The organism is Duganella sp. CY15W (assembly GCF_009857555.1).
Classification (GTDB): domain Bacteria; phylum Pseudomonadota; class Gammaproteobacteria; order Burkholderiales; family Burkholderiaceae_D; genus Rugamonas; species Rugamonas sacchari.
In genome coordinates this window covers 113677-136776 of the sequence record NZ_WWCQ01000001.1, presented here as the reverse complement: position 1 = coordinate 136776, position 23100 = coordinate 113677, and the positions used below count along the sequence as shown (strand labels likewise).

The 23100-nt window shown below is 62.7% G+C and carries 26 protein-coding genes; 8 read left to right on the top strand and 18 right to left on the bottom strand.

The window, feature by feature from the left end; all coding sequences use genetic code 11:
- Positions 1–35: 35 nt before the first annotated feature.
- From GTP58_RS00670 to GTP58_RS00655, 4 genes are all read right to left on the bottom strand, one after another.
- Positions 36–659: an L-threonylcarbamoyladenylate synthase gene (locus GTP58_RS00670; RefSeq protein WP_161075877.1), complete on the bottom strand. Its 624-nt coding sequence runs from the start codon at positions 657–659 to the stop codon at positions 36–38.
- 2 nt (positions 660–661) lie between these two features.
- Entirely contained in the window at positions 662–1543 is an 882-nt protein-coding gene (htpX, locus tag GTP58_RS00665; protein WP_161075876.1) for a protease HtpX, read from the bottom strand.
- Positions 1544–1660: 117 nt separating this feature from the next.
- Entirely contained in the window at positions 1661–2500 is an 840-nt protein-coding gene (locus GTP58_RS00660) for a 3',5'-nucleoside bisphosphate phosphatase (protein ID WP_161075875.1), read from the bottom strand.
- A 116-nt stretch (positions 2501–2616) separates the two neighbouring features.
- Positions 2617–3504, bottom strand: a complete 888-nt coding sequence (locus GTP58_RS00655) for an alpha/beta fold hydrolase (protein WP_161075874.1) — start codon at positions 3502–3504, stop codon at positions 2617–2619.
- 136 nt (positions 3505–3640) lie between these two features.
- Between GTP58_RS00655 and GTP58_RS00650 the strand changes: the two genes are divergently transcribed.
- Positions 3641–4165 carry a gamma carbonic anhydrase family protein gene (locus tag GTP58_RS00650; protein ID WP_161075873.1) on the top strand — a complete coding sequence of 175 codons (525 nt, stop codon included), beginning with the start codon at positions 3641–3643 and terminating at the stop codon, positions 4163–4165.
- Between the two features lie 3 nt (positions 4166–4168).
- Entirely contained in the window at positions 4169–5128 is a 960-nt protein-coding gene (gene hslO, locus GTP58_RS00645; protein WP_161075872.1) for an Hsp33 family molecular chaperone HslO, read from the top strand.
- On the opposite strand, the gene GTP58_RS00640 is transcribed toward hslO, so the two are convergent.
- Together GTP58_RS00640 and GTP58_RS00635 are read right to left on the bottom strand one after the other, a co-directional pair.
- Entirely contained in the window at positions 5125–6090 is a 966-nt protein-coding gene (locus tag GTP58_RS00640) for a bile acid:sodium symporter family protein (protein ID WP_161077220.1), read from the bottom strand. The genes hslO and GTP58_RS00640 overlap by 4 nt on opposite strands.
- Entirely contained in the window at positions 6090–6404 is a 315-nt protein-coding gene (locus GTP58_RS00635) for a hypothetical protein (protein WP_161075871.1), read from the bottom strand. The genes GTP58_RS00640 and GTP58_RS00635 overlap by 1 nt, the downstream gene beginning before the upstream one ends.
- Positions 6405–6517: 113 nt before the next feature.
- Here GTP58_RS00635 and GTP58_RS00630 point away from each other — a divergent pair, with 113 nt between their 5' ends.
- Entirely contained in the window at positions 6518–8905 is a 2388-nt protein-coding gene (locus GTP58_RS00630) for a TonB-dependent receptor (RefSeq protein ID WP_161075870.1), read from the top strand.
- Positions 8905–10095 carry a glycerophosphodiester phosphodiesterase gene (locus GTP58_RS00625; protein WP_161075869.1) on the top strand — a complete coding sequence of 397 codons (1191 nt, stop codon included), beginning with the start codon at positions 8905–8907 and terminating at the stop codon, positions 10093–10095. Before GTP58_RS00630 ends, GTP58_RS00625 begins: the two co-directional genes overlap by 1 nt.
- Positions 10096–10101: 6 nt before the next feature.
- Here the strand turns inward: GTP58_RS00625 and GTP58_RS31860 are convergent, their stop codons facing one another.
- Genes GTP58_RS31860 through GTP58_RS00605 form a run of 4 tightly spaced genes read right to left on the bottom strand, consistent with a single transcriptional unit; the run spans position 10102 to position 12741 of the window.
- Positions 10102–10404 carry a type II toxin-antitoxin system RelE/ParE family toxin gene (locus GTP58_RS31860; RefSeq protein ID WP_161075868.1) on the bottom strand — a complete coding sequence of 101 codons (303 nt, stop codon included), beginning with the start codon at positions 10402–10404 and terminating at the stop codon, positions 10102–10104.
- Positions 10404–10625 (bottom strand): hypothetical protein, encoded by a 222-nt coding sequence (locus GTP58_RS00615; RefSeq protein ID WP_161075867.1) that lies wholly within the window; start codon positions 10623–10625, stop codon positions 10404–10406. Before GTP58_RS00615 ends, GTP58_RS31860 begins: the two co-directional genes overlap by 1 nt.
- Before the next feature lie 38 nt (positions 10626–10663).
- The gene (locus GTP58_RS00610) at positions 10664–12049 is read right to left on the bottom strand and encodes a HAMP domain-containing sensor histidine kinase (protein WP_161075866.1); all 1386 of its coding nucleotides are present in this window, start codon (positions 12047–12049) and stop codon (positions 10664–10666) included.
- Complete coding sequence (locus GTP58_RS00605) at positions 12046–12741, bottom strand: response regulator (RefSeq protein ID WP_161075865.1); 696 nt, start codon at positions 12739–12741, stop codon at positions 12046–12048. Before GTP58_RS00605 ends, GTP58_RS00610 begins: the two co-directional genes overlap by 4 nt.
- A gap of 156 nt (positions 12742–12897) precedes the next feature.
- On the opposite strand from GTP58_RS00605, the gene GTP58_RS00600 reads away from it, so the two are divergent.
- Complete coding sequence (locus tag GTP58_RS00600) at positions 12898–13683, top strand: MipA/OmpV family protein (protein WP_161075864.1); 786 nt, start codon at positions 12898–12900, stop codon at positions 13681–13683.
- Complete coding sequence (locus GTP58_RS00595; protein WP_161075863.1) at positions 13664–14620, top strand: DUF535 family protein; 957 nt, start codon at positions 13664–13666, stop codon at positions 14618–14620. Before GTP58_RS00600 ends, GTP58_RS00595 begins: the two co-directional genes overlap by 20 nt.
- A 4-nt stretch (positions 14621–14624) precedes the next feature.
- Here the strand turns inward: GTP58_RS00595 and GTP58_RS00590 are convergent, their stop codons facing one another.
- Positions 14625–15809: a hemin-degrading factor gene (locus GTP58_RS00590; protein WP_161075862.1), complete on the bottom strand. Its 1185-nt coding sequence runs from the start codon at positions 15807–15809 to the stop codon at positions 14625–14627.
- 10 nt (positions 15810–15819) lie between these two features.
- Positions 15820–18084, bottom strand: a complete 2265-nt coding sequence (locus tag GTP58_RS00585) for a TonB-dependent receptor domain-containing protein (protein WP_229215388.1) — start codon at positions 18082–18084, stop codon at positions 15820–15822.
- Positions 18085–18264: 180 nt separating this feature from the next.
- Between GTP58_RS00585 and GTP58_RS00580 the strand changes: the two genes are divergently transcribed.
- Positions 18265–18720 carry a hypothetical protein gene (locus GTP58_RS00580; RefSeq protein WP_161075860.1) on the top strand — a complete coding sequence of 152 codons (456 nt, stop codon included), beginning with the start codon at positions 18265–18267 and terminating at the stop codon, positions 18718–18720.
- On the opposite strand, the gene GTP58_RS00575 is transcribed toward GTP58_RS00580, so the two are convergent.
- Positions 18703–19239 (bottom strand): gamma carbonic anhydrase family protein, encoded by a 537-nt coding sequence (locus GTP58_RS00575; protein ID WP_161075859.1) that lies wholly within the window; start codon positions 19237–19239, stop codon positions 18703–18705. The genes GTP58_RS00580 and GTP58_RS00575 overlap by 18 nt on opposite strands.
- A 65-nt stretch (positions 19240–19304) precedes the next feature.
- Here GTP58_RS00575 and GTP58_RS31855 point away from each other — a divergent pair, with 65 nt between their 5' ends.
- The gene (locus GTP58_RS31855; protein ID WP_373924720.1) at positions 19305–19355 is read left to right on the top strand and encodes a hypothetical protein; all 51 of its coding nucleotides are present in this window, start codon (positions 19305–19307) and stop codon (positions 19353–19355) included.
- A gap of 769 nt (positions 19356–20124) precedes the next feature.
- Here GTP58_RS31855 and GTP58_RS00565 read toward each other — a convergent pair.
- The 5 genes from GTP58_RS00565 to GTP58_RS00545 form a co-directional block, all read right to left on the bottom strand.
- The gene (locus GTP58_RS00565) at positions 20125–20628 is read right to left on the bottom strand and encodes a hypothetical protein (protein ID WP_161075857.1); all 504 of its coding nucleotides are present in this window, start codon (positions 20626–20628) and stop codon (positions 20125–20127) included.
- The gene (locus GTP58_RS00560; protein ID WP_161075856.1) at positions 20625–21317 is read right to left on the bottom strand and encodes an aspartate/glutamate racemase family protein; all 693 of its coding nucleotides are present in this window, start codon (positions 21315–21317) and stop codon (positions 20625–20627) included. The genes GTP58_RS00565 and GTP58_RS00560 overlap by 4 nt, the downstream gene beginning before the upstream one ends.
- A 42-nt stretch (positions 21318–21359) precedes the next feature.
- A complete protein-coding gene (locus tag GTP58_RS00555) occupies positions 21360–21668 on the bottom strand; it encodes a DUF4124 domain-containing protein (protein ID WP_161075855.1) in 309 nt (102 codons plus the stop codon).
- On the bottom strand, positions 21665–22054 hold the full coding sequence (locus GTP58_RS00550) for a hypothetical protein (protein ID WP_161075854.1): 390 nt from the start codon (positions 22052–22054) through the stop codon (positions 21665–21667). Before GTP58_RS00550 ends, GTP58_RS00555 begins: the two co-directional genes overlap by 4 nt.
- Before the next feature lie 72 nt (positions 22055–22126).
- A complete protein-coding gene (locus GTP58_RS00545) occupies positions 22127–23092 on the bottom strand; it encodes a L,D-transpeptidase (protein ID WP_161075853.1) in 966 nt (321 codons plus the stop codon).
- Positions 23093–23100 lie beyond the last annotated feature (8 nt).

Here is a 23100-nt window from a genome sequence, read left to right as displayed (position 1 = left end):
AGGCCGGGCCGCTTGCCTGAATCAAAATGGGGGAGTCAGAGTCCGAACATGGAGGCGTCGCCACGACCCTGGCGCACCAGTTCGGCGTCGTCGCCGGTCAGGTCGATCACGGTGGTGGGTTCCATGCTGCAGGCGCCGCCGTCGATAATCAGCTCCAGCTGCTTGCCGAGACGCTCACAGATGATGTCCGCATCATTCAGCGGCTCGTCTTCATCGGGCATAATCAGCGTCGTGCCCAGCAAAGGCTGCTGCAACTCTTCCAGCAGCGCGTGCATGATGGCATCTTCCGGCACCCGCAGGCCGATGGTCTTGCGCGAAGGATGGCTGAGCCGGCGCGGCACGCACTTGGTCGCTTCGAGGATAAAGGTGAAGGGTCCCGGCGTCGCCGCTTTCAGCAGGCGGAACTGGCGGTTGTCGACGCGGGCGTAGACACCCAGCTCGCTCAAGTCGCGGCACAACAGGGTCAGGTGGTGTTTTTCATCGATGCCGCGAATGCGGCGCAGACGCTCGACGGCGCCTTTATCGTCCAGGTGACACACCAGCGCATAGCAGGAATCCGTCGGCACGGCGACGATGCCGCCGCCATGGATGATCTGCGCCGCCTGTTTCATCAGGCGGGGCTGCGGATTGACGGGGTGGACCTGGAAGAATTGGCTCATGCTTAAGATTGTACGCTACGCAGCGCCGCAATACGCTCTTCAAAAGGTGGGTGGGTCGAGAACAGCGCACCCCAGCCGCCACGGCCAGCGCTGATGCCCGACGCAGCAAACGACTGCGGCAGCGCGCCAGGCTCCACACCGTTCAGGCGTGCCAGCGCGTGCTGCATCGGCACCGTGCTGCCCAGCAGCTTGGCCGAACCGGCGTCCGCACGGAATTCGCGCTGGCGCGAGAACCAGGCCACGATCAGCGACGCCAGCAGGCCGAACACGATTTCGCATACAAACACGGTAATCATGTAGCCAATGCCCGGACCACGGCGCTCTTCATTCTTGTTGAGCATGCTGTCGACAAAAAAGCCGACCACGCGCGCCAGGAACACCACAAAGGTATTGGTCACGCCCTGGATCAAGGTCATGGTCACCATGTCGCCGTTGGCGATGTGCGCCACCTCATGGCCCAGCACGGCTTCGACCTCATCGCGGTTCATGCTTTCCAGCAGGCCGGTCGAGACCGCCACCAGCGCCGAGTTCTTGAATGCGCCAGTCGCAAATGCGTTCGGTTCGCCCTGGTAGATCGCCACTTCCGGCATGCCGATGCCGGCGCGCTCGGACAGGGTCTTGACGGTGTTCACCAGCCACAGCTCGGTCGAGGACGACGGGTTGTCGATCACGCGCGCGCCCGTCGACCACTTGGCCATGGGCTTGCTGATCAGCAGCGAGAAGATCGCGCCGGTAAAACCGACCACCAGCGAAAACGCCAGCAGGCTGCCCAGTTGCAGCGTGCCGCCCGCGCCCGGACGGCCGATGCCCAGCAGCGACAGGACGATGGACAGCACCAGCATCACGGCGAGATTGGTGGCGATAAACAGGAAAATGCGTTTCATATCAGGGTCTCCGGTACGACAATTTGCCGAAATCATAAGGTAAGACCGGGCTAACGCAAAATCAAGATACAGCTACTTACATGCCGACGGTAATCGACGGGCAAAATTACCGGTAGCTTAGAACCAGTCGTGCCAGACCGGTGTCACATTGGCAGGCAGCGGCGGCAGGGCCGCAAAATCGACGCGGGATTCGCCCGGCGCATGGAAGTCAGAACCGCGCGAGGCCAGGAAGCCGTAATGATTTGCCAACTGCGCATACACCGGATACTGGTCCGGCGTATGGCTGCCCGTGACCACCTCGATTGCGGCGCCGCCCAGCTGCTTGAATTCGCTGAACAGCTCGCCCTGCGCCAGCTGGGTGAAGCGATAGCGTCCCGGATGGGCGATCACGGCGATACCGCCCGCATCGCGTATCCATTTGACCGACTGCTCCAGCGTCGCCCAGCAATGCGGCACATAGCCCGGCTTGCCTTCGGACAGATATTTCTTGAACACCTCGGCCGTGCTGGCACAGGCGCCGATCTCCACCAGATAACGCGCAAAGTGGGTGCGCGACATCAGGTCGGGATTACCGACATATTTAAGCGCGCCCTCGTAAGCGCCGGTAATGCCGATCAGCTCCAGCTGCTTGGCGATTTCGCGGCCACGGTTGTCGCGGCCGGAACGGGTGCAGGCCAGGCCGTCCACCAGCGCCGGGTTGTTCTCGTCGATCTGCAGGCCGACGATGTGGACAGTTTCCTTGGCCCAGGTAATCGAAATTTCCACGCCCGTCACAAAGCGCATGCCTTGCGCGGTGGCCGCCGCGCGGGCGGCGGGAATGCCGCTGACCTCATCGTGGTCGGTCAGCGCCCAGACATCAACACCCGCTTTGCGGGCAGTTTCCGCCACAGCAGCAGGAGCAAGAACGCCATCGGAGACGTTGGAATGACAATGCAGATCAACTTTCATAACTGTCATTGTACGCTGCCTTGGGCCATCCCATGCAAGGGTGCGGCAAACGCGGCCTCGCGCAGACGGGCGCCGCGCGCCAGCAGCTTGGCGTTGCGGAACAGATGCAGCATGGCAAGCGATTCCTAGCGCGCCAGGAATTCCTCAATCATTTGCGCCAGCGCTTCCGGCTGGTCGTGGTGCAGCATGTGGCCGGCGTCGTGAACCATTTCCTGGGTGACGTCGCGCAGGTGACCCAGGCGGCGTTCCAGTTCGACGCGGCCGGCGGGTTTGCTGCCCATCCAGTCCCACATATTGGTCTGGTCGGCCTCCACCCACAGCACCGGCGCCGTGATCGCCTGCCAGCAGGCCATCACATCATCGACATGGTAGGGCAGCGGGCCGGCCTGCTTATGGACCGGATCGCCGAGGATTTCCCACGCGCCCGCATCGTTCTGCGCCGACCAGTGCTGCGCCAGGAAAGCGGCCTTGTCATCGCTGAGGCGGGGATTGGTTTTCTGCAGCCGCGCCGCCACCGCCGCCTGCGTGGGATACGTACGCATGTCCGGCTGCTCCAGCAGGCTGTCCATCCACTTGGCGTAACGGCCTGGCGTCTGTTCCGGCTTGGCCGCGCGCAGGCCGGCGCCTTCCAGGTTGATGAGCTTGCGGATGCGTTCAGGCCGCGCGCCCGCATACAGGCCAACGATGTTGCCGCCCATGCTATGCCCCAGCAGATAAACCGCCTGATCCGGTGAATAGTGGCGCAGGATCGCGTCCAGGTCGGCCAGGTAGTCCGGGAACCAGTAGGTATCCAGCCCGCTGCGCTGCGACAGGCCGAAACCGCGCCAGTCCGGCGCAATCACATGCCAGTCGCCCTGCAAGGCATCCACCACAAACTGGAAAGAGGCGCCCACATCCATCCAGCCATGCATCATGAACAACTTCGGGGCGCCCTCATTGCCCCAGTGGCGGACGTGGCAGCGCAAGCCGCGGATGGTCAGGAATTCGGAACGTGAAGGGGTATGGGTCGTCATCTCTGTCTGCCTTGAAAATACGCGGGCCAGCGCCATATCGTAACCTTGCCAGCCGCAAAGCAAAATAATAGCACGACCGTTCGATAGCTGCGCAAGCGTAAAATAGCGCCATCCCACCGCACTCAACCAGGTTCCAATGTCAATATATCAACTGGGCGATCACACGCCCGAGATTGCCGCATCGTCCTTTGTTGCTGACACCGCCACTGTGATAGGCAAGGTCAGCCTCCACGACCACACCTCGGTGTGGTTCGGCGCCACCCTGCGCGGCGACAACGAGCGTATCACCATTGGTGAAAACAGCAACGTGCAGGAAGGCACGGTGATGCACACGGACGTGGGCTACCCGCTGACCGTGGGCCGCAATGTGACCATCGGCCACCAGGCCATGCTGCACGGCTGCACCATTGGCGACGGTTCGCTGGTCGGCATCCAGGCCGTCATCCTGAATGGCGCCAAAATCGGCAATGGCTGCCTGGTCGGCGCCGGCGCGCTGGTCACGGAAGGCAAGACCTTCCCCGACCACTCGCTGATCATCGGTGCACCGGCCAAGGTCGCGCGCCAGCTGACGGCGGAGGAAGTCGCCGCCCTGCAAGGCAGCGCCGACAGCTATGTCAAACGCGGCCAACTGTTCAAGACGCAACTTAAAAAGATTGGATAAACAATGAGCACCACCCCAACCACTGGCCAGGACACCCTGCAAAAATTCATCTTCGAGAACGCAGCCGTACGCGGCGAACTCATCGACATTTCCGCCACCTGGCGTGAAGTGCTGTCACGCCACCACTACCCTGCCCCGGTCAAAAAACTGCTGGGCCAGATGGTGGCTGCCGCCGCGCTGCTGTCGGCCAACCTGAAGTTCAACGGCTCCATCATCATGCAGATCCACGGCGACGGCCCGGTGCGCCTGCTGGTAGTCGAGTGCGACGCCGAGCTGCGCCTGCGCGCCACCGCCAAGCTGAATCCGGACATGGAAGTGGCCGACGACGCCACGCTGACCTCGCTGCTGAACGCGCAAGGCAAAGGCCGCTTCATCATCACGCTGGATCCGGCTGAAAAAGTGCCGGGCCAGCAGCCCTACCAGGGCGTGGTGCCGCTGGACGGCGACGATGTCAGCACCGTCATTGAAAACTATATGCTGCGCTCCGAACAGCTGGACACCAAGCTGTGGCTGGCGGCGGACGACAACGTCTCGCGCGGCCTGCTGCTGCAAAAGCTGCCCTACCACGGCGGCAAAGCGGAAGCCACGCCAGTCAGCGAAGAAGATGCGCTGGAAACCTGGAACCGCGCCGTGATCCTGGGCTCGACGGTGAAAGAGCAGGAATTGCTGGAAACCGGCATCGACGTGCTGATCCAGCGCCTGTTCTGGGAAGAGACCATCCGCGTGTTCGATCCCGTGCATCCGCAATTCCATTGCAGCTGCACGCGCGAGAAGGTCGGCAATATGCTCAAGATGCTGGGCCAGGAAGAGATCGACAGCGTGATTGCCGAACTGGGCCACGTAGGCGTCAACTGCGACTTCTGCGGCAAGCACTACGAGTACGACAAGGTCGATTGCGCCCAGCTGTTTGCCAGCAGCGCTCCGGTCGAAACGCTGCTGCCCGCCGGCGAAGCCAAGCACTAATCAGCGGATTTTGCGTACCTCTGCGCCAGCACGGCGCAGACCATCAGCTGCAACTGGTGGAACAGCATCAGCGGCAACACCACGGCGCCCAGCGCGCCGCCCGCGAACAACACCTTGGCCATCGGCACGCCGCTGGCCAGGCTCTTCTTGGAACCGCAAAACACAATCGCAATCCGGTCCTCGCGATTGAAGCCCAGGCGCCGCGCCAGCTGCGCGCTCGCGCCCATCACCAGTGCCAGCAACAGCACGTTAATCAGCATCAGGCCGGCCAGCGTGCTCCATGACACCTGGTGCCACAGCCCTTCGCCCACAGCTTCGCTAAACGCCGTGTACACCACCAGCAGAATCGAGCCCTGATCGACCATGCGCGTGAGCGGCTTGTGCCGCTCCACCCAGGCGCCGATCCAGCGCCGCGCCACCTGGCCGGCAATAAACGGCAGCAACAGCTGCAAGGCAATCTGCAAGGCCGACTCCATCGGCGAACCGCCCTGCATCTGCGCCGAGGTCAGCAGGCCGACCAGCACCGGCGTGATAAAGATGCCCAGCAGGTTGGAGGCCGACGCACTGCAGATCGCCGCCGGCACATTGCCGCGCGCCGCCGCCGTGAACGCAATCGATGACTGCACCGTTGACGGCAGCATGCACAGGAACAGGATGCCGAGATACAGGTCCGGCGTCACCAGCGGCGTCAGTACCGGCTTCAACAGCAAGCCCAGCAGCGGGAACAAGGCAAACGTGCACAGCAGCACCAGCAAGTGCAGGCGCCAGTGCGTGACGCCTGCAATCACCGCCTCGCGCGACAGCTTGGCGCCATGCAGGAAGAACAGCAGCGACACCGCCACATGCGTCACATCATTGAAAATCACAGCGCCCTGGCCATGACAAGGGAAGAAGCTGGCCGCGATCACCGTCACGATCATGGCCAGCGTGAAGTTATCGGGCAAAAAACGCGGACGCTGCATCATTTCGGACACTTCACTTCCAGCACATCGACCGCGCCCAGGGTTTTCGCGGCCGTGGCGCTGCGCACCAGGTCGACCCGTTCCACACAGTCCTTGCGCACCAGCCGCTCATACGCGCGCGTGCAGCTGATGACGGCATCGCCGCCGCTACCCGTATTGCAATAGAAACCCTCCGCCTGCATGCGTACCAGCGCCTGCTCCATCGGCATGCCGGGCTGCACCGTCTGACTGACGAAGTGGCCCAGCGTGGACTGATCGATTGTTGAGCAAGCTGCCAACATCAGTGGCAAGGCTGCCAATAAAAATCTCTGCATTGTCGCGGTCTCCTTATTTCCAGACAGCAGTTTAACGCATGTCCGCGTCATGATCCGGTAACACTTGAGACCTATGATGCGCAGCGTTATTCATCCCACCATCTGGACAAAACATGAACAAGAAATTATCCGCCGTGTGCTTCGCCGCGCTGAGCCTCCCCATGCTGGCCATGGCCGCCAACGTTGCTGCTGCCGTCGCCGACATGGCCGATGCCCCAGCCGTTGAAACCGCTCCGGAAATCGAGGCAGCGGCTGCGGCGCCCATCGCGACCGTTGAAGTCGCCACCCGCAAGACCCGTTCCTCTGTAGAGCTGGGGAAGCTGGAAATGCAGAAGATCCTGCCGGGCATCAACCCGCTCAAAGCGCTGCAAACCCTGCCCGGCGTGAGCTTCCAGACCGCCGACCCATGGGGCAATAACGAGCAAAACCTGTCACTGTTCATCCACGGCTTCAGCGGCCAGCAGCTGGGCTACACCATGGACGGCGTACCACTGGGCGACCAGCAATACGGCAACTACAACGGCCTGTCGCCACAGCGCGCCATCACCAGCGAAAACGTCGGCAGCGTGATCCTGTCCTCGGGCGCCGGCGACCTGTCGACCGCTTCGACCAGCAACTTGGGCGGCACCATCGAGACCTTCTCCAGCAACCCGCTGCCAAACCGCAACGTGGCCGTGCAGCAGACCGTGGGCAGCTACAAGACCTCGCGTACTTTTGTCCGCTTTGATACCGGTAACTTCGGCGACGGCAACAGCGCCTACATCTCCGGCGTGCACCACGAACAGAAAGCCTGGGACTTCGCCGGCCGCCAGGGCGGCGACCAGATCAACGCCAAGTTCATCAACAACAGCAGCCTGGGCAAGCTGACCCTGTACGTCGCGTACTCGGACAAGATCGAACCGAACGAAGACAGCACCGTGCGTTCGGCCAGCGAGAAATACCAGCCGTACACCCGTCCGTTCATGTACCCGAACTTCCAGCAGGCGCTGTCCTACCTGTCGGCGACCGGCGGCACGCCTGCGGCCGACGGCAACAACTATCGCAACTACTACAGCGACGCCCAGCGTACCGACTACCTGACCTACGCCAAGTTCGACATGAACCTCGGCGAAAACACCACCTGGTCCAACCAGATCTACTACCACAACGATGACGGCGTCGGCGTGGTGGCCGGTCCGATCGGCGTGGCCGGCCTGCCGGCCCTGTTCGCGGTCTACTTCCCGGGCCAGAACCTGAAACAGGTATTCGGCAACTCGGGCTTTGCCACCCGCACCACCGAATACGCGATCAACCGCAACGGCTGGCTGTCGACGCTGACCACCGAAATCGGCGATCATAAACTGCAAGGCGGCCTGTGGCTCGAGCACAACCGCTCGTCGGCCTACCGCCGCTGGTACGCGCTGGACGTCAACAATCCAAGCTCGCCGTACGACCGTCCAGGCAATCCGCTGATCACCCAGTACGGCAGCGAGATCGACAACAAGGTCGCCCAGCTGCACCTGCAGGATGAGTGGCGCGTGCGTCCCGACCTGGCGCTGCAGGCCGGCTTCAAATCCAGCCTGCAATTTGCCGATGGCCAGTTCCCGGTCCAGCCGAAGAACGGCGCGATTGCCAACTCGACCGCGCTGCCGGTCGGTGAAATCATCACCAAGAAATGGTTCCTGCCGCAGATCGGCGGCCGCTGGGACATCACTGCGCAAGACCAGGCCTTCTTCAACGTACAGAAAAACATGCGCCAGTTCGTCACCTACGGTGGCGGCGGCGCGTCGCCATGGAGCTTGTCGAGCCAGGGCGCGTTTGACCTGTTCAAGAGCACCGCCAAACCAGAAACCTCGATCACCTACGAAGCCGGCGTACGCACCAGCCACAAGCTGGACCTGGGCGGCGTAACCGCGATTGACGGCCAGATCAACGTCTACCACGTCGACTTCAAAGACCGCCTGCTGCAAATCAGCCCGACCTCGGTGATCTCGTCGATTATCGGCGGCAACCTGGCCGTGCTGACCAACGTCGGCAGCGTCAAGACCGACGGCGTCGACCTGTCCGGCACCGTGCACTTCGGCCGCAACTTCTCGCTGTACAACGCGCTGTCGTACAACCAGTCCAAGTACGACGACAACTATGTGAGCGGCAAGGACACCGTGCTGACCTCCGGCAAAAAAGTGCCAGGCAGCCCGGAGTGGATGGACAAATTCGTCGCCACCGCCAACGTCGCCGACACCGAATTCCAGCTGATCGGCGACTACGTCGGCAAGCGCTACGCCACTTACACCAACGACCTGGAAGTATCGAGCTACTTCCTGACCAGCCTTAGCGTTTCGGGTAAACTGCCGTTCCTGAACGGTGGCTGGCTCAAGAACGCACGCTACCGCCTGAACATCACCAACCTGACCGACCGCAAGGGCGACCTGAACGTGGTGGTAGGCGCTGCCAGCGGCACCTACAACACCTTCCCGATCGCACCGCGCCAGGGCTTCCTGACTTTGATGGCAGACTTCTGATGACCAAACTGATCTTGCCTGCGCGGCTGTCACGCCGCGGCTTCATCCAGACGGCAGCCGCGGCTGCCGGCGCCTCGCTGCTGCTGCCCGCATCGTCGGTGCTGGCAGCGGGCCTGTCGCCAGCACTGCCGCCCGCCGACCTGTCCGGCCTGCCGGGCGTCGCGCCGGTGGGCGCCGGCAACGGCCGTCCACTGGTGTTCGGTCACCGTGGCGCCAGCGCGCTGCGTCCCGAGCACACACTGGCCTCCTACGCCAAAGCGATTGCCGATGGCGCCGACTATATCGAACCCGACCTGGTCAGCACCAAGGATGGCGCGCTGGTGGCGCGCCACGAAGCCTTCCTGAGCGAAACCACCGACATCGCCAGTCATCCCGAATTTGCCAGCCGCAAGACGCGCAAAACCATCGACGGCGAAACGCACGAAGGCTGGTTCGTGGACGACTTCACGCTGGCCGAGCTGAAAACCCTGCGCGCCATTGAGCGCATCCCGCAATACCGTCCTGGCAGCGCGCAGTACAACGGCATGTTCCAGGTGCTGACGTTTGAAGAAATCATCGACTTCGTGGCGGCGGAATCGGCCGCGCGCGGCCGCATCATCGGCATCGTGCCCGAGCTCAAGCACTCGACCTACTTTGCCAGCGTCGGCCTGCCGCTGGAAGACCGCTTCCTGTCCATCCTGGGCGCGCACGACTACACCCGCCGCAACCCGGTGGAAATCCAGTCGTTCGAAATCGCCAACCTGAAATACCTGCGCGGCAAGCTGGGCCGCCGTGCCAACCTGCGCCTGATGCAGCTGGTGATCGGTGAAAACGTGCGGCCGATGGACGTGGTCGCCGCCGGCGGCACACTGACGTTTGCACAGATGTGCACGCCAGCAGGCCTGCGCGACATCGCCCAATACGCTGACGTCGTCGCACCGCCAACGCGCAGCATCATCCCGCTGAAAAAAGACGGCACGCTGGACCAGCCGTCGTCGCTGGTGCAAGACGCCCACCAAGCCGGCCTGCGCGTCGAGCCGTGGACCTTCCGTCCTGAGAACCACTTCCTGGCGGCCGACTTCCGCAACAGCGCAGGCGACGCCGCCCGCAACGAAGCGGGCTCCATCGCCGAAATCAAACGCTACATCGCCGCCGGCATCGACGGCTTCTTCACCGACGACCCTGCCCTGGGCCGCGCCGCCCTCGCCTGAAGTGCTTCACAGCGGTGGCATGCCAGCTCTGCTGGTATGCCACAAGGCCAGAATCTCTACCGCGCCCTCCCGGGTGCGGTAGTACAGATAATGATGGATTTTGACCAGATGAATTCGGCGTACACCGGCTAGCCTGGCGCTGCGTGCCACAGCGCCCAATTCCGGACGCACGGCAAGTAGTGCAAAAGCGCGCTCAAGTTCAATCGCGACAGCATCGGGGGCTGATTGTCTGTTCTGCTGCCACCACACAGATAAGCGTTGTATCTGCGCAGCAGCATGACGTGTAACCTGAACAGAATAGGCGCCCATCAGACTGATGGACGCAAGCTCCTGAGCAAATCAGGAGCCGTTACTGTATCGCCGCGTTCAGCTTCTTCCAGCGCTTGCAGCAGCTCTGCTTCCTGCTCGGGCGTGAGATCAAAAGCCTCAGTCTCATCACGGGAAAATATGGTCACAGCAGTGCCATCGTCGAAGGGCATATCTTCAACGACAATCTGACCGGCGACGATTTTTCCACTAGTGATCTTCATGAAAAAATAGTAGTCCCTTATCGCGCGGAAGTCAAAACTTAGCTCGACAAGCGAACCGTGGCGCGCAGGCCGCCGCCTTCGGCGTCGTCGAGGTGGATCTGGCCGTTGTGGCTGGCGGCGACAGCGGCGGCAATGGCCAGGCCCAGGCCGCTGCCGCTCTGGGTTTGCTGGGGATCGCGGAAGAAGCGGTCGAATACGCGTTCACGCAGTTCGGGCGCAATGCCAGGTCCCTGGTCTTCCACCGATAATGTCGCTGCGCCCGCAGTGCCGGTCACGCTGACGCGTACCACGCCGTCTTTCGGACTGTATTTGATGGCGTTCTCGACCAGGTTGTCGATCAGTGACACCAGACTTTCGCGCTGTCCCATGATGCACACCGGCTCGGCCACCGTGAGCTCGAGTTCGACGTTGTTGCGCGAGGCCAGCATCGACAGCATCGCCAGCCGGTCCTGCACCAGCGCGTCCAGTGCGACGTCGGCGTGCGGCTCGCTGTCGGTGGCGTCGCTGCGCATCAGTTGCAGTAATTGCCCGACCAGGCGCCCGGCGCGGTTGCCGCTGCTGAGGATGCCCTTTAACAGTTCGCGCTGCACCGGATGGCCGGTCTGCCCCTGCAGCGCTTCCGCATGCACGCGCATCGCGGCCAGCGGTGTGCGCAATTCATGCGCGGCGTCGGCAATGAAGCTGCGCTCGCGCTGCGCACTCTGGCCGACCCGTTGCAGCAAGGCGTTGATGCTGTCCACCATGGCCGCCAGTTCGCGGTGCGGTGTCTTGGAGGTCAGCGGCGTCAGGTCCGCCGGCCCGCGCGCCGCGACTTCCTGCGCCACCTGCCGCCATGGCCGCATCGCCAGCCGGATCGACAGCCACGCCGGCAATGGCAGTAGCGGCAAGCTGATCAGCAACGGCGCCAGGAAAAAACCCCGTGAATTAATCGTCAGGAATAAGTTAAACCAGGCCACCGGCGCGGCAAACATCACCACCGTGCCGGTCTTCGCCGCACGAAAGGCCCGGCCGCGAAACCGCTCGCCCTTGATATACATGGTTTCCAGGCCATGGTCGGGATGGGGCTGCAAATTGGTGGGCGCCCCCGGTGTCGCGTACACCAGCCGCCCGCCTTCCCAGACCAGCAGCACCGGCCCAAGATCCGGCAAGCCACTGTCGTCAAACTGCTCGCGCAGGGCGCTGTCGATGAGCGACAGTGTCGCGTGCTGCTGCTCGGGGCGGTCCGCCAGGTTATCCGCCACGGCCAGCACCGTCTCGCCGGTTTTTAGCGCGTTCAGATAGGATGAGGTATCGCTGCCCTGATGCAGGATGATGGCAATCACGCCGCTCCACATCAGCAGCACCAGCAGCACCTGGGCCACCATCATGCGGCGCACCAGCGTCGGCTCGACCAGCACGCGCCAGCAGCGCTTTAACGCATTCATGCCGCGCCGCCCGGTACGTGCAGATCAATCACATAACCGACGCCGCGCACGGTGCGGATATAGCCGTCGCCGATCTTGCGCCGCAGATTGGCCATGTGCACGTCCAGCGAATTGGAGGCGTTGGTCTGGCTGCCCGGCAGCGTCTGCTCTTCCAGCACGCGCCGCGTCAGTACGCGGTCGGCGCGCATCATCAGCATTTTCAGCAGCGCGTATTCGCTGGCGGTGAGATCGGTGGCACGGCCGCCGACGCTGACGCGCCGCGTTGGCGCATGCAGGCTCAGGCCGCGTATTTCGATGGTCTCGCCATCGAAGCCATAGCTGCGCCGCGCCAGGGCCCGCACGCGCGACAGCAGCTCGGCCAGCACAAACGGCTTGACCAGATAGTCGTCCGCGCCGCCATCGAGCCCGCTCAGGCGGTCGTTGACGGAGTCGCGTGCGCTCAGGATCAGCACCGGCAGCCCGACCGCCGCGTCGCCCTGCGCGCGGTTGCGGCGCAGCTTGGCCAGCAGTTGCAGGCCATCGCCGTCCGGCAGTCCCAGATCCAGCAGCACCAGGTCGCAGCCATCGCTGTCCAGGCTACGGCTGGCGTCGTCCAGCGTCCGCACCCACACCACGTCCATACCCTGCTCGGTCAAGGCGATCCGCACGCCGTTGCCCAGGTCGAGGTCGTCTTCTATCAGTAGAATTTTCATGGCGCTATTAAAGCACGGCAATCTGAAGATCAGCTAAAGCCGCCCTCTTCATGTTTTCTTCATCAAAAGCTCAGGGAGTCTTCATGGCAGTTGTTAATACTGCACGCAGTCAACCGGGCCGATGTGGCACCGGTTCTATCTTGAAATGGATGAACTATGAAGAAGCACACTTCCCTGATGCTCGGCGCCGTCTGCATGCTGAGTGCCGCCAGCGCCTGCGCCGCCGAACCGGACGGCCAGTTTGCCGTCGGCGGCGGCATCGGCGCTGGTCCGCGCTATGCCGGCTCCGACCGCAATGTGGTCTCGCCCGTGATCGTGCTGGACTACACCCACGCCAGCGGATTTTTCGCCAGCTCGCTGCGCGGTGTCGGCTACGGTTACCAGGCTGGTCCTTTTACCTATAGCACGGCGCTGGGCTATCGCGGCGAACGCAAGGAAAAGAATGAAAAAGCCCTGTTCGGCAACAATGGCAGTGAAGAACTGAAAGGCATGGGCGACGTCAAGGGCAACGCCAGCGCCATCGTCAGCATCGGCATCAAGCCGCTGCCTATCCTGGAATTCAACGTCAGCGCCGACGTTCCGCTGTCGCAGCGCGAAAATGGCAAGACCATCCACACCGGCATCACCGCGCAGTTGCTGGATGGCCGCAATGACACGCTGTCGCTGTCGGCCGGCGCCGGCTTTGCCGACAGCAAATACGCGCAAACCTATCACGGTGTCACGGCCCAGCAGGCGCTCACCTCCAATTTCAAGGCCTTCACGCCCAAGTCCGGCCTGTACGAAGCCAACCTCATGCTGACCTGGCAGCACAAATTCAGCAACAAGTGGAGTGTGACCGCGCTGGCCGGCGCCAACACCCTGCTGCGCGACGCCTCCAAGAGTCCGCTGACCAAGCGCAAAACCAGCCCCGCCGGCGGCTTCTATGTCAGTTACCTCTATTGAGCCGATTGCACTGAGCGCCGGACTGTCTGGTTACAGCGGTCTGGTCTGGTTGCGCGAGTGGGTCAAACTCTACGCCCGCGCACACTGGCATCGCGCGGCCACGCATGCGTGGCTGACGCAACTGTCGGCGCAGCCGCTGCTCACGGAGCTGCTGCGCACCCAGCCCAGGCTGGTACACAAAATCTACCGCCCCTACTTCAGCACCACGCTGACGCATGCGCAGCGCATCGATGTGCTGGCGACGCATTACCGTTTCGTTGCCGCGCAAGGCCTGGGCAGTATCGTGCGGCGAGCCGCAAGAGGGCCGCTGCACCTGGGCAGCGTCAAGGGAAAGTCCGGCACCGCCTATGTGATGCAGCTATGCGCCATCAGCGCACTCGAACGTGAAGGCGAACTGGTGCTGCAACTGCTGGACAACGAAGGCCTGCTGTACTCCGCCGCGTTCTGCTTCCTGCGCGACGGCATGCAGATGCAGGTCGGTCTGGCCTGCGTACAAGGCCCCAACTATGGCGACCGCCAGGCACGGGTACGCGCAGCCACGCGCGACCTGGACGGTTTGCGGCCCAAGAGCCTGATGGTCAAGCTGGTGGAACAATGGGGACGCGACCATGGCTGCCGCAGCATGCTGCTGGTCGGTAATGGCAATCGCCCCGTGCATAGCGCCATCCGGCAAGGCAAGGTGCACGCGGACTACGATGCCTTATGGCGTGAGCTTGGCGCCCAACGCCGCAGCGACGGCAACTTCGTGCTGCCTTGTGACGGCCACTTGCCTGCTACCGCCAAAGGCCGCCAGCGTCATGCCATGGCCATGGCGTTTTGCGACACCATGCGCAGCGGTCTGCAAGGGCAGAAACACCTGCACGCCATCATGACACTGGCCGCCGACTGGACCCACGATTTGTGCGATCCCGTCGGCGGCCAGCAGAGAGGAGCCTGAGGACTTAGCGGCTGGCTTGACGGCTGGCGTCTGCCGCTTTCGGCAGCGCTGCCGTCATGTCGTTCCAGCTTTGCGGCTGTGGCTTGTTACGTTCGCGCACGCCAAAGAAGCTCACCACCAGTTCGCCGTTGTGGTCGAAGAACTCCACCGACGTCACACCGGCGCGCTTGATGACGTAGCCGCTGTGGAAGGCCTTGTCGCGCAGGTGCAGGTTGAACTCCGGGTCCAGCACGTTGAAGTAGCCGCCCGCTTCCTGTACCTTGCTGACCTTGCCGCTGTAGATCTGGATCGTCGCGTCATTGCCCAGGAAGGCCATGATGTCGAGCTTCTGCTTGGCCGACTCTTCCAGCAGCTGGCGCACCGCTTGCGGCGTGATGCGCTGGACCTTGTCCGGCGGTCCCAGGCGCAGCGACTGCTCGCGCGACATGCCGAATTCCGTCACCAGGCGGTTGAACTGGTGCACATCGTTGAGCTCATTCCACGCCATCTGGTATTCCTTGACGTCGATCGCGCTGTCCGGCTTTTCCGCCGGTTTGACCGGCGCCGCCACCACTTTCAGCTCGGCGCTTTGCACCGGGTTGCGGAAGTCGGCCACGATCTTGTCGAACACGGCCACGCCTTCATCGCTCTTTACGTACAGCTTGTGCGCGGCATTGCCGCTCTGGTCGAAGAATTGCAGGCTGCGCGAGACGACGCCGTCCTTGCCTGGCTGGGCTACCGCAAACGCATACTTCCAGTTCTTGAAGGTGAAGCGCAGGTCGATCTCGCCGCCCAGGTAGCCGCCGGCGATGTTACGCATGCGCGCTTCGCGCTCCTTTTCCTTGTCCGCGTCCAGGCCGGTGATTTCTTCCTGCGGTTTCAGGCGCATCGCCACACCGGTGCGTTCGATCACGCCGTTCTCGTTGCGGGTCAGCGCCATGACCTTGCCCAGGTCCAGCGCACGGCGCATGATTTCGCGCGGCACGTTGTCGCCTTCCTGCAGGCGGATCACGGTCTTGCCGATGCCGGTGGATGCCAGCAGTTCCGCTTCCGACACGTTCAGCTTGGCAGCGGCGTCGCGCAGCGCCAGCTTGGGTTGCTCGGTGCGCAGCGCGTCGTAGCGCTCCGCCAGACTGGCTGCACCCGCCGGCAGCGCGGAGATCAGCAAGGCGCCGGTCAGCGCCAGGGCAAATCGATGGTGGGGTTTCATGGCTAGCTCCTTAGTAAATCACTTTGAGGTTGAAGGCATAGTTACGGCCTGGGCGAGCTTGACGTTCAATGTCCGCCAGCGAGGCGGCACTGGTGGCGGCGGCGAGGCTACGCGACGAGGCGTAGTCCCAGTACTTCTTGTCGCTCAGGTTATACACACCGCCGCTCAGGCTGACGTGTTGGTTGATGTTCCAGTACGCGGTCAGATCGAACACGGTGGAACCCGGTACAGCGAACATGGTGGTGGTGCTGCCGCTGATGACATCGCCCGCCGCGCGTTTGCCGCGCACGGTGCTGGCGGTGAAGGCCGCGCCGCCACGTTCATCGTCATAGGCGAAGGTGGCGTTGGCCTTGTACGGCTGCACCGACGCCAGGTCGGCGCGCTTGCCGGTCTGGGTATTGTCGGCCGTGCCTTTCGAGACACCGCCCGCCAGGTTGATGCTATAGCCTTTGAGCGGCTGAACCCACTGGCCCAGCGCAAAGCGCGAGGCGAATTCCAGGCCGTAGATCTTGGCCTGGCCCACGTTCTCGGGACGGAACAGGCCTTGGGTGATGGTCGGGTAATTGACCGGGTCGGCCGGCTGCGCAACATATTCGATGAAGTTGCTGTACTTGGTGTGGAACACCGACGTGCTGAGTTCCACACCCGGCGTCGGCGCCCCTTTCAGGCCCAGTTCGAAGGCGTTGCTGGTTTCCTTTTGCAGGCCCATATTGCCCAGCACGGCGTAGGCATTGCCGGCGGCGGTGTAGCTGAACGAATCATAGGTGCCGGTGCGTTCAGCCGCGCTTGGCAGGCGGGTGCCGCGCGAGTACTGCGCATAGGCGTTGAAGTTGGGCGCCAGTTCCACCGACAGGTTCAGGCTCGGCGTCAGGAACGAATCGGTTTCCGCCTTGATTTCCTTGGCGGCGGCCGGCACGGCAATCACGTAGTTCTGCAGGTTCTGCGGCGTCAGCTTGCGCTGCTCGGCGCGCAGGCCCGGCGTCAGCGTGGCCTGGTAGCCGCCCAGGTTGAAGCCGAACTCGCCGCGCACATAGGCCGCATACTTGTCGGTGTCCATGTCCGCCATGCGGTTCTTCTGGGTGATCTGGTGCGCGCCGGTCTTGGTCACGGTGCGGTCTTCACGCCACGGGCGGCGGCTCTGCTGCTGCTCGTAGGTGAAGCCGTAGTTCAGCATGCTGCCCGGATTGAGCTGCTTGCTGGCGTCCATCGCCACACCCTTGCTGCTGTTGTAGTAGCCGGTGCTGATGTCGCGCACATAGGGCTGGCCGCCGGTGACGTAGTTGGCGTGGGTCAGATCCACCACCGAGGAATTCTGCGTGTAGAACTTGGTTTCCAGCGTGTCGAACAGCGCCACGCCGGTGGGTGCCCACTGGTGTTCGATGCTGTAGCGGTCACGCTGGGTGTTGGAATTCTGGGCCGCGCCATCCGGATAGGAGACGCCGGTTTTGTTGCTGTAGACGCGGTCGTGGTGCGCCTTGTAGCTGTCGATGGTGAAGCCCAGCTTCTGGTCCTTGGCGATGGTCCAGCTCAGCTTGGCCAGCACGGCGTCCGAATCCCAGTCGTCCGGATTCAGCGGCACATTGCTCAGGCTTTTGGCTTTCTCGCCGCTGCGGTGCACGCCGACGATCAAGCCTTTGAGGTTCTCGCCCAGTTCGCTGGCGGCGGTCACCGCATGCATCCGCATCGCGTGGTCCGAGGTGTAGCCGAACTTGTAGTCGGCGTAGAGCTTGCGCTTGCCGTCCAGGTAGTCTTCCGGCGCTTTGGTGACGAAGGACACCGAGCCGCCCAGGCCTGGCGTCCCCGCACCGGCAGGGCTGGAGCCGGAACCGATACGCACTTCGCGGAACGTCTCGGGGTCAAAATAGTCGCGGCCGATGCCGAAGCCGTTCAGCGTGGTGCCGTCCGGTTTGGGGGCGGCGTCCGGCAGCGAAATGCCGTCCAGTTCCATGCTGACGCGGTTGCCTTCGACGCCGCGTACATTGACGCCGGTGTTGCCCGAGCCGTCCCAGATATTGGCGCCGCCACTGGCTGCGGCTGGCACGCTGACCAGCGGCGAGTAACGCGCGATGTTGGCCAGGTCGATGGCGCTGTTGCGCTCGAGCTGACGGCTGTTCAGTACGGTGGTGGTGCCATTGCGGCTGGTGCTGGCGTCGTCACGCTTGGCCTGGACCAGGATTTCCGACAGCTCGTTGCTGATTTTGGCTTCCTGAGCGAAGGCCGGCAGCGCAATTGCGCCCAGCATCACCAGCAGCGCGGATTGGACGTGAAGAGACAAAGGCGCGGCCTTGTGCCGTGCGCCCGTAGGGGTAGCGACCATAGTTATCCAAGAAAGAGTAGTTCAACGGCTGGCTCTCGGACAAACGACGATTGCTGGCAAAAGCGCATCTTAACAATAATGATTCTCATTTACAAGAGGTAATGGTATCAATATTGGTCAATCCGCTACAATCTTTGGATGGAACCCACGTCCCTGACCATGCCCTACGCCACCGGCGACCGCCAGCGCACGCTGGCGTTCTATGTGGCCGCCCTGTGCTCGCTGGGCGGGCTGCTGCTGGCGTTGCTGCTGCCGGCGCTGTGGCCGCTGGCGGTCAGCACCTGCGCCGCGCTGGCGTTTGCATGGCTGATGCATACCCATCCGCTGGTGCAGCATGTGGAATATTTTTGCGCCGATGAAGATGGCTTGCGCTATGTGCATGCGCCCGGTCCGGAGGGCCAGGTGTCGCACTACAAATGGACCGAGCTCCGCAGCGTGACGGCGGAAACCGGCGCCGGCACGCCGCGCCTGATCGTGCAGACCGGACGCGGCGCCCTGCAGGGCGCTACCGTAGCCCTGCCCATGCCATCCGCGGTGGACTGCCAGGCCGCCGCCGCAGCGGCGACGCAATGGCTGTCAGCCTACCGGCTGTAGGTAGTTATTCTTGACGCGGACATAGTGTTCCGCCGAATACTTCAGATAGGCGATTTCTTCCGGCGTCAGCGCCCGTACCTTGGCGGCGGGACGGCCCACGTACAGGTGGCCGCTCTCCAGCACCTTGCCCGGCGGTACCAGGCTACCCGCCCCCACCATCACCTGATCCTGCACCACCACATCGTCCATGATGATGGCCGCCATGCCGATCAGCACCTCATTGCCGATGGTACAGCCGTGCAGCATGGCCTGGTGGCCGATGGTCACATAGTCGCCAATGATGAGCGGCGAACCATCCGGCTTGGCAGCATTCCTGTGCGAGACATGGCCCATGGCGAAGTCCTGCACATTGGTGCAGTTGCCGATGACGATGCGGTTAACGTCGCCACGCAGCACGGTGTTGCACCAGATCGAGCAGTCAGTGCCGACGGTGACATCGCCAATCACCTGCGCCGAGGGATGCAGGTACAAGCCTTCGCCCAGTTGCGGCGTGGTGTTGAGGTAGGAAGAAACAGGCATACACTTTCCTATGCAGTTATTTACGGGAATATTTACCGAGCAGCGCGCCCAACTCGCCCTGGTGCGTGGCCATCCAGTTCCACAGGGCTTCGACCTGCTCGCGGTGCGCCACATAGTAATTCTGGTTGGCCACCAGCCAGATGTGGGCCGTCACCAGCGGCACGCGCAGGCGCACCACTTCGCTGCCGTAGCGGCTGGCGACAGCGTAATCCATATCGCCGGGCGCGGCCACCGTGAGCGCCACGCCATCGATACGCTTGAGTCTGAGCTTGCCGATATTGCGATCCAGGTCGCGGCCGCCCTCGTCAATTTTATAGCCCGCCGCGCGCAGCGATGGCGCATAGGGCGCACCGGTCGGTACGCCGATCAGGCGGTCCTGGAAATAGCGTGGCGTATCGGTATCGGCCGGCAGATGATCGGCGCTGCGCACCAGCATGATGACATTGGTCGCCAGCGCACGGCTGCGGTCCGGCGCGCCGCTCTTGTCGCGCGGCAGCGCGTATTCGGGCGGATAGTCCATGCGGTCGCCCAGTGGCGCGAAATCAATCTCGCCGCTTTGCAGCGCACTGCGCATCCGCGCCAGCGGCAAACGCACCCATTGCACCGGGCACGGCAGTACAGCAGCGGTTGCTGCGCGCAGATACTCCACGCCCGCGCCGGGCGGGTCTGCCACTTCGTTGCCATTGCCCAGCCAGTAAGGCGGACGGTCCTGATCCATATAGCCTATGCGTACCGGCACGCAGGCCGCCTCGGCACAGGCGGCAGCAAGCAAAGCAGAAACAAGAAAGGTGCAGCGTAACATGGCATGCCGGATGCAGAAGCGAAGCCATCATTATAAGCTGCCTGAATGACAATTTAGGCGGCACACCCGCATGCTGCCGCCCGTTATTGGCAGGCTGGCTGCCACATGTCTTGTTCAAGCTGGACAGCTATCCGGGCATTCTCGGCTTTAATCGTCGTCAGGTCGCTGCCTTTAGGGTACTTGACGGCGTACTGCAAAATGACAGTGCCGCAATCGGCCACATGGAAACTCTTTTGGACATTGGCTTCGTACTCTGGATTGGCGGCATCCGGTTCAAACACCATTTGCGCGTAGGCGTTTGCCCCTTTCACATCAAGCTGATGAGCAGGCTTGGCCGGGTTGGCTTGCAGTGCTTTCATGGTAGCGTTCGCCCACGTCTGCGCGTCGACGCGCAATTGCGGCGTGTAGTTCAGCGTGACCAGCCTAGTCCAGTTCTGCACGCTTTCGTTATTGTCCGTGTATTCATAGATTGCGCGGCCGTTGCTGGCCTTCTGCTGATAGGCCTGCTTGTAGACATGACCGGCTTGCGCCATCTGCTCTGGCGCGGCAAAGGTCAGGGCGGCGGCAATTAAGGAAGGGATGATCATAATAAGGCCTGTAAAGCGGCACTGCGTGCGTGGATGGAAGTGGTGTCAAATAGCGGGACGGCAGCATCGTGCTGCGCGACCAGCAACGAGATTTCGGTGCAGCCCAGGATGATGGCTTGCGCGCCCTGCGCAACCAGGCTGGCGATGATGCGGCGGTATTCATCACGCGAGGCATCAACAATGCGGCCCAGGCACAGTTCGTCGTAAATGATGCGGTGGACAATGTCGCGGTCGGCCTGTTCCGGCACCACCACTTCCAGGCCATGCTGCTCGCGCAAGCGCTCCTTATAGAACGCCTGTTCCATGGTGAAACGCGTGCCCAGCAGGCCGACCCTGTTCAGGCCGGCACGCTGGATTTCCTGCGCGGTGGGATCGGCGATGTGGAACAGTGGAATGTGCACGGCGGCTTCGATGGCTGGCGCCACCTTGTGCATGGTGTTCGTGCACAGCACGACGAAATCCGCACCTGCCGCCTGCAAAGCGCGCGCCGCATCGGCCATCATGGCGCCAGCGGCGTCCCAGTCGCCGGCATGCTGCAGGCGCTCGACCTCATGAAAGTCGACGCTGTACAGCACCACTTTCGCGGAATGCAGCCCACCCAGCTCACGCTTGATGGTCTGGTTGATCTCACGGTAGTAAGGCACGGTGGACTCCCAGCTCATGCCGCCTATCAATCCTATGGTTTTCACATCCGCTCCCTCACTGGCGGCCATCAGGCCCATCGGCGCATTCTAGCGGCAAACGGTGCGCGCGTCCGGCAGACAGTTGGACGCTTGCAGCTGGCGAGGACGGTATGCAGGGGCCATCAGCTTGTGCTGCTGCAGACGGCTGAATTCCGCATCGCGCTCCTGCCACGTAACGCCTTCAGGCACCGGTTTGGCGGGCGGCGTGTTCGGCTTGAGCGTGGTGATGGGCGCATCGCCCGCTTCAAACTTGTTATCGGTGTAGTGCACCACGCCCTTGGCGTCGACCCATTTATAAACCTGGGCCTGGCTCGCCGTGGCGGTCAGCAGCAATATGATGAGTAGCGCTGGCTTCATGCGTTTAGCTTGCGGCGCGCGCCAAACAAACCGACCGAATATCCCGCCGCGCGGAGGAATTTGGTGGCCTTGTGGTTGAGTACAAACAGGGCGATGAAGCCGATGTAGGGCAACCACAGGAAGAACAGCCACTTGCTGCCGCCACTTACGGCGAAACCATCCTCATGGGCTTGCAGCGCATCCCCCATGTTGTACACAGCCCAGTAGGACATGAGGACACCAACGACATAAAACGGCCATCCCAGCACTGGCACCACGCTGGCCAGTTCCAGCAGTACGGCCAGCAGCAGCCACTTCTGCGCCTTGGCCACATTCCAGCCGTATTCCGGCGAACGCTCATCCAGCGTCGAGATGACAGCGCTGGCCTCCTGCTCAGTAGATTTCACGATACTTCCTTGGTAAAAAATATTCGCCGCATTGTACGAAATTTTTCCACAAGGAAATCTATTGAAATGTCACTAAGCTTGCATTAAAACCGATGCGCCGCGGCTCACCGCACGCACCACCTGCATGACATCCCAGTTGGTCAGGCGTACGCAGCCATGGGACTGGGTCTTGCCGATTTTGCCCGGCTCGGGCGTGCCATGGATGCCGTAGTGCTCGATGCTGAGGTCGATCCACGCCAGGCCGACCGGGTTGTTGGGACCGGCGGCGATGCGGGCCTTGGTGTCGCCCGCCTTGGCGTCCCAGAACAGCTTGGGGTTGTAACGGTATTCGGGATTGGTGGCGACGCCGCGCACCTGCCAGCGCCCTTGCGGCAGCGGGTCGTGCTGGCTGCCGGTGCTGGCCGGGAACTGGGCAAACGGCATGCCGCCCGCATCCAGCAAGGTCAGCGTGCCCTCTTTCGCATCGACCAGCAGCGAGGCGGCTTTCGGCAGCGGCTTGATGATGGCCACATTCGGCACCAGCAATTGCTCGCCTGCGCGCTTCATGGTGCGGCCGGGATTGAGCCGGCGCAGCAGCTCCGGGCTGCAATGAAAGCGCTCGCCCAAGGCTTCGGCCAGGCTGGCATAGCCCAGCGTGGCGAGTTTGGCCTTGCCCGCCATATCCGGCGGCACCGGCGCATAGGGTCCGGCGATATCCTGCGCCGTCAGCGTATAGACCGCCAGCACGGGCGCATCGTCGCGCTCAAGTTCAGTCCACGTGGCGGCATCGATGTTCCCGCTTACCGGCAACTGGCGCAGCTTCTGGAAACCGCGTATGGCCTGGCGCATATTGCTGCCGTAAGCTGCATCCATCTCGCCAGGGGAAAAGTGCGCGCGGTCCAGCAGCACCTGTGCGCGCAGGACATTGGGGCCGCTCGTCTGAGGCGTGACAGGTTTCACGCGCTGCACCGCGCTCAAGGTATCAGCTGCCGACAGGGCCGGCTCCACGGCGTACGTGCTGCCCGCCGCCAGCGATAAGGCAAGGAATAAAGCTCTCAAACCAGACT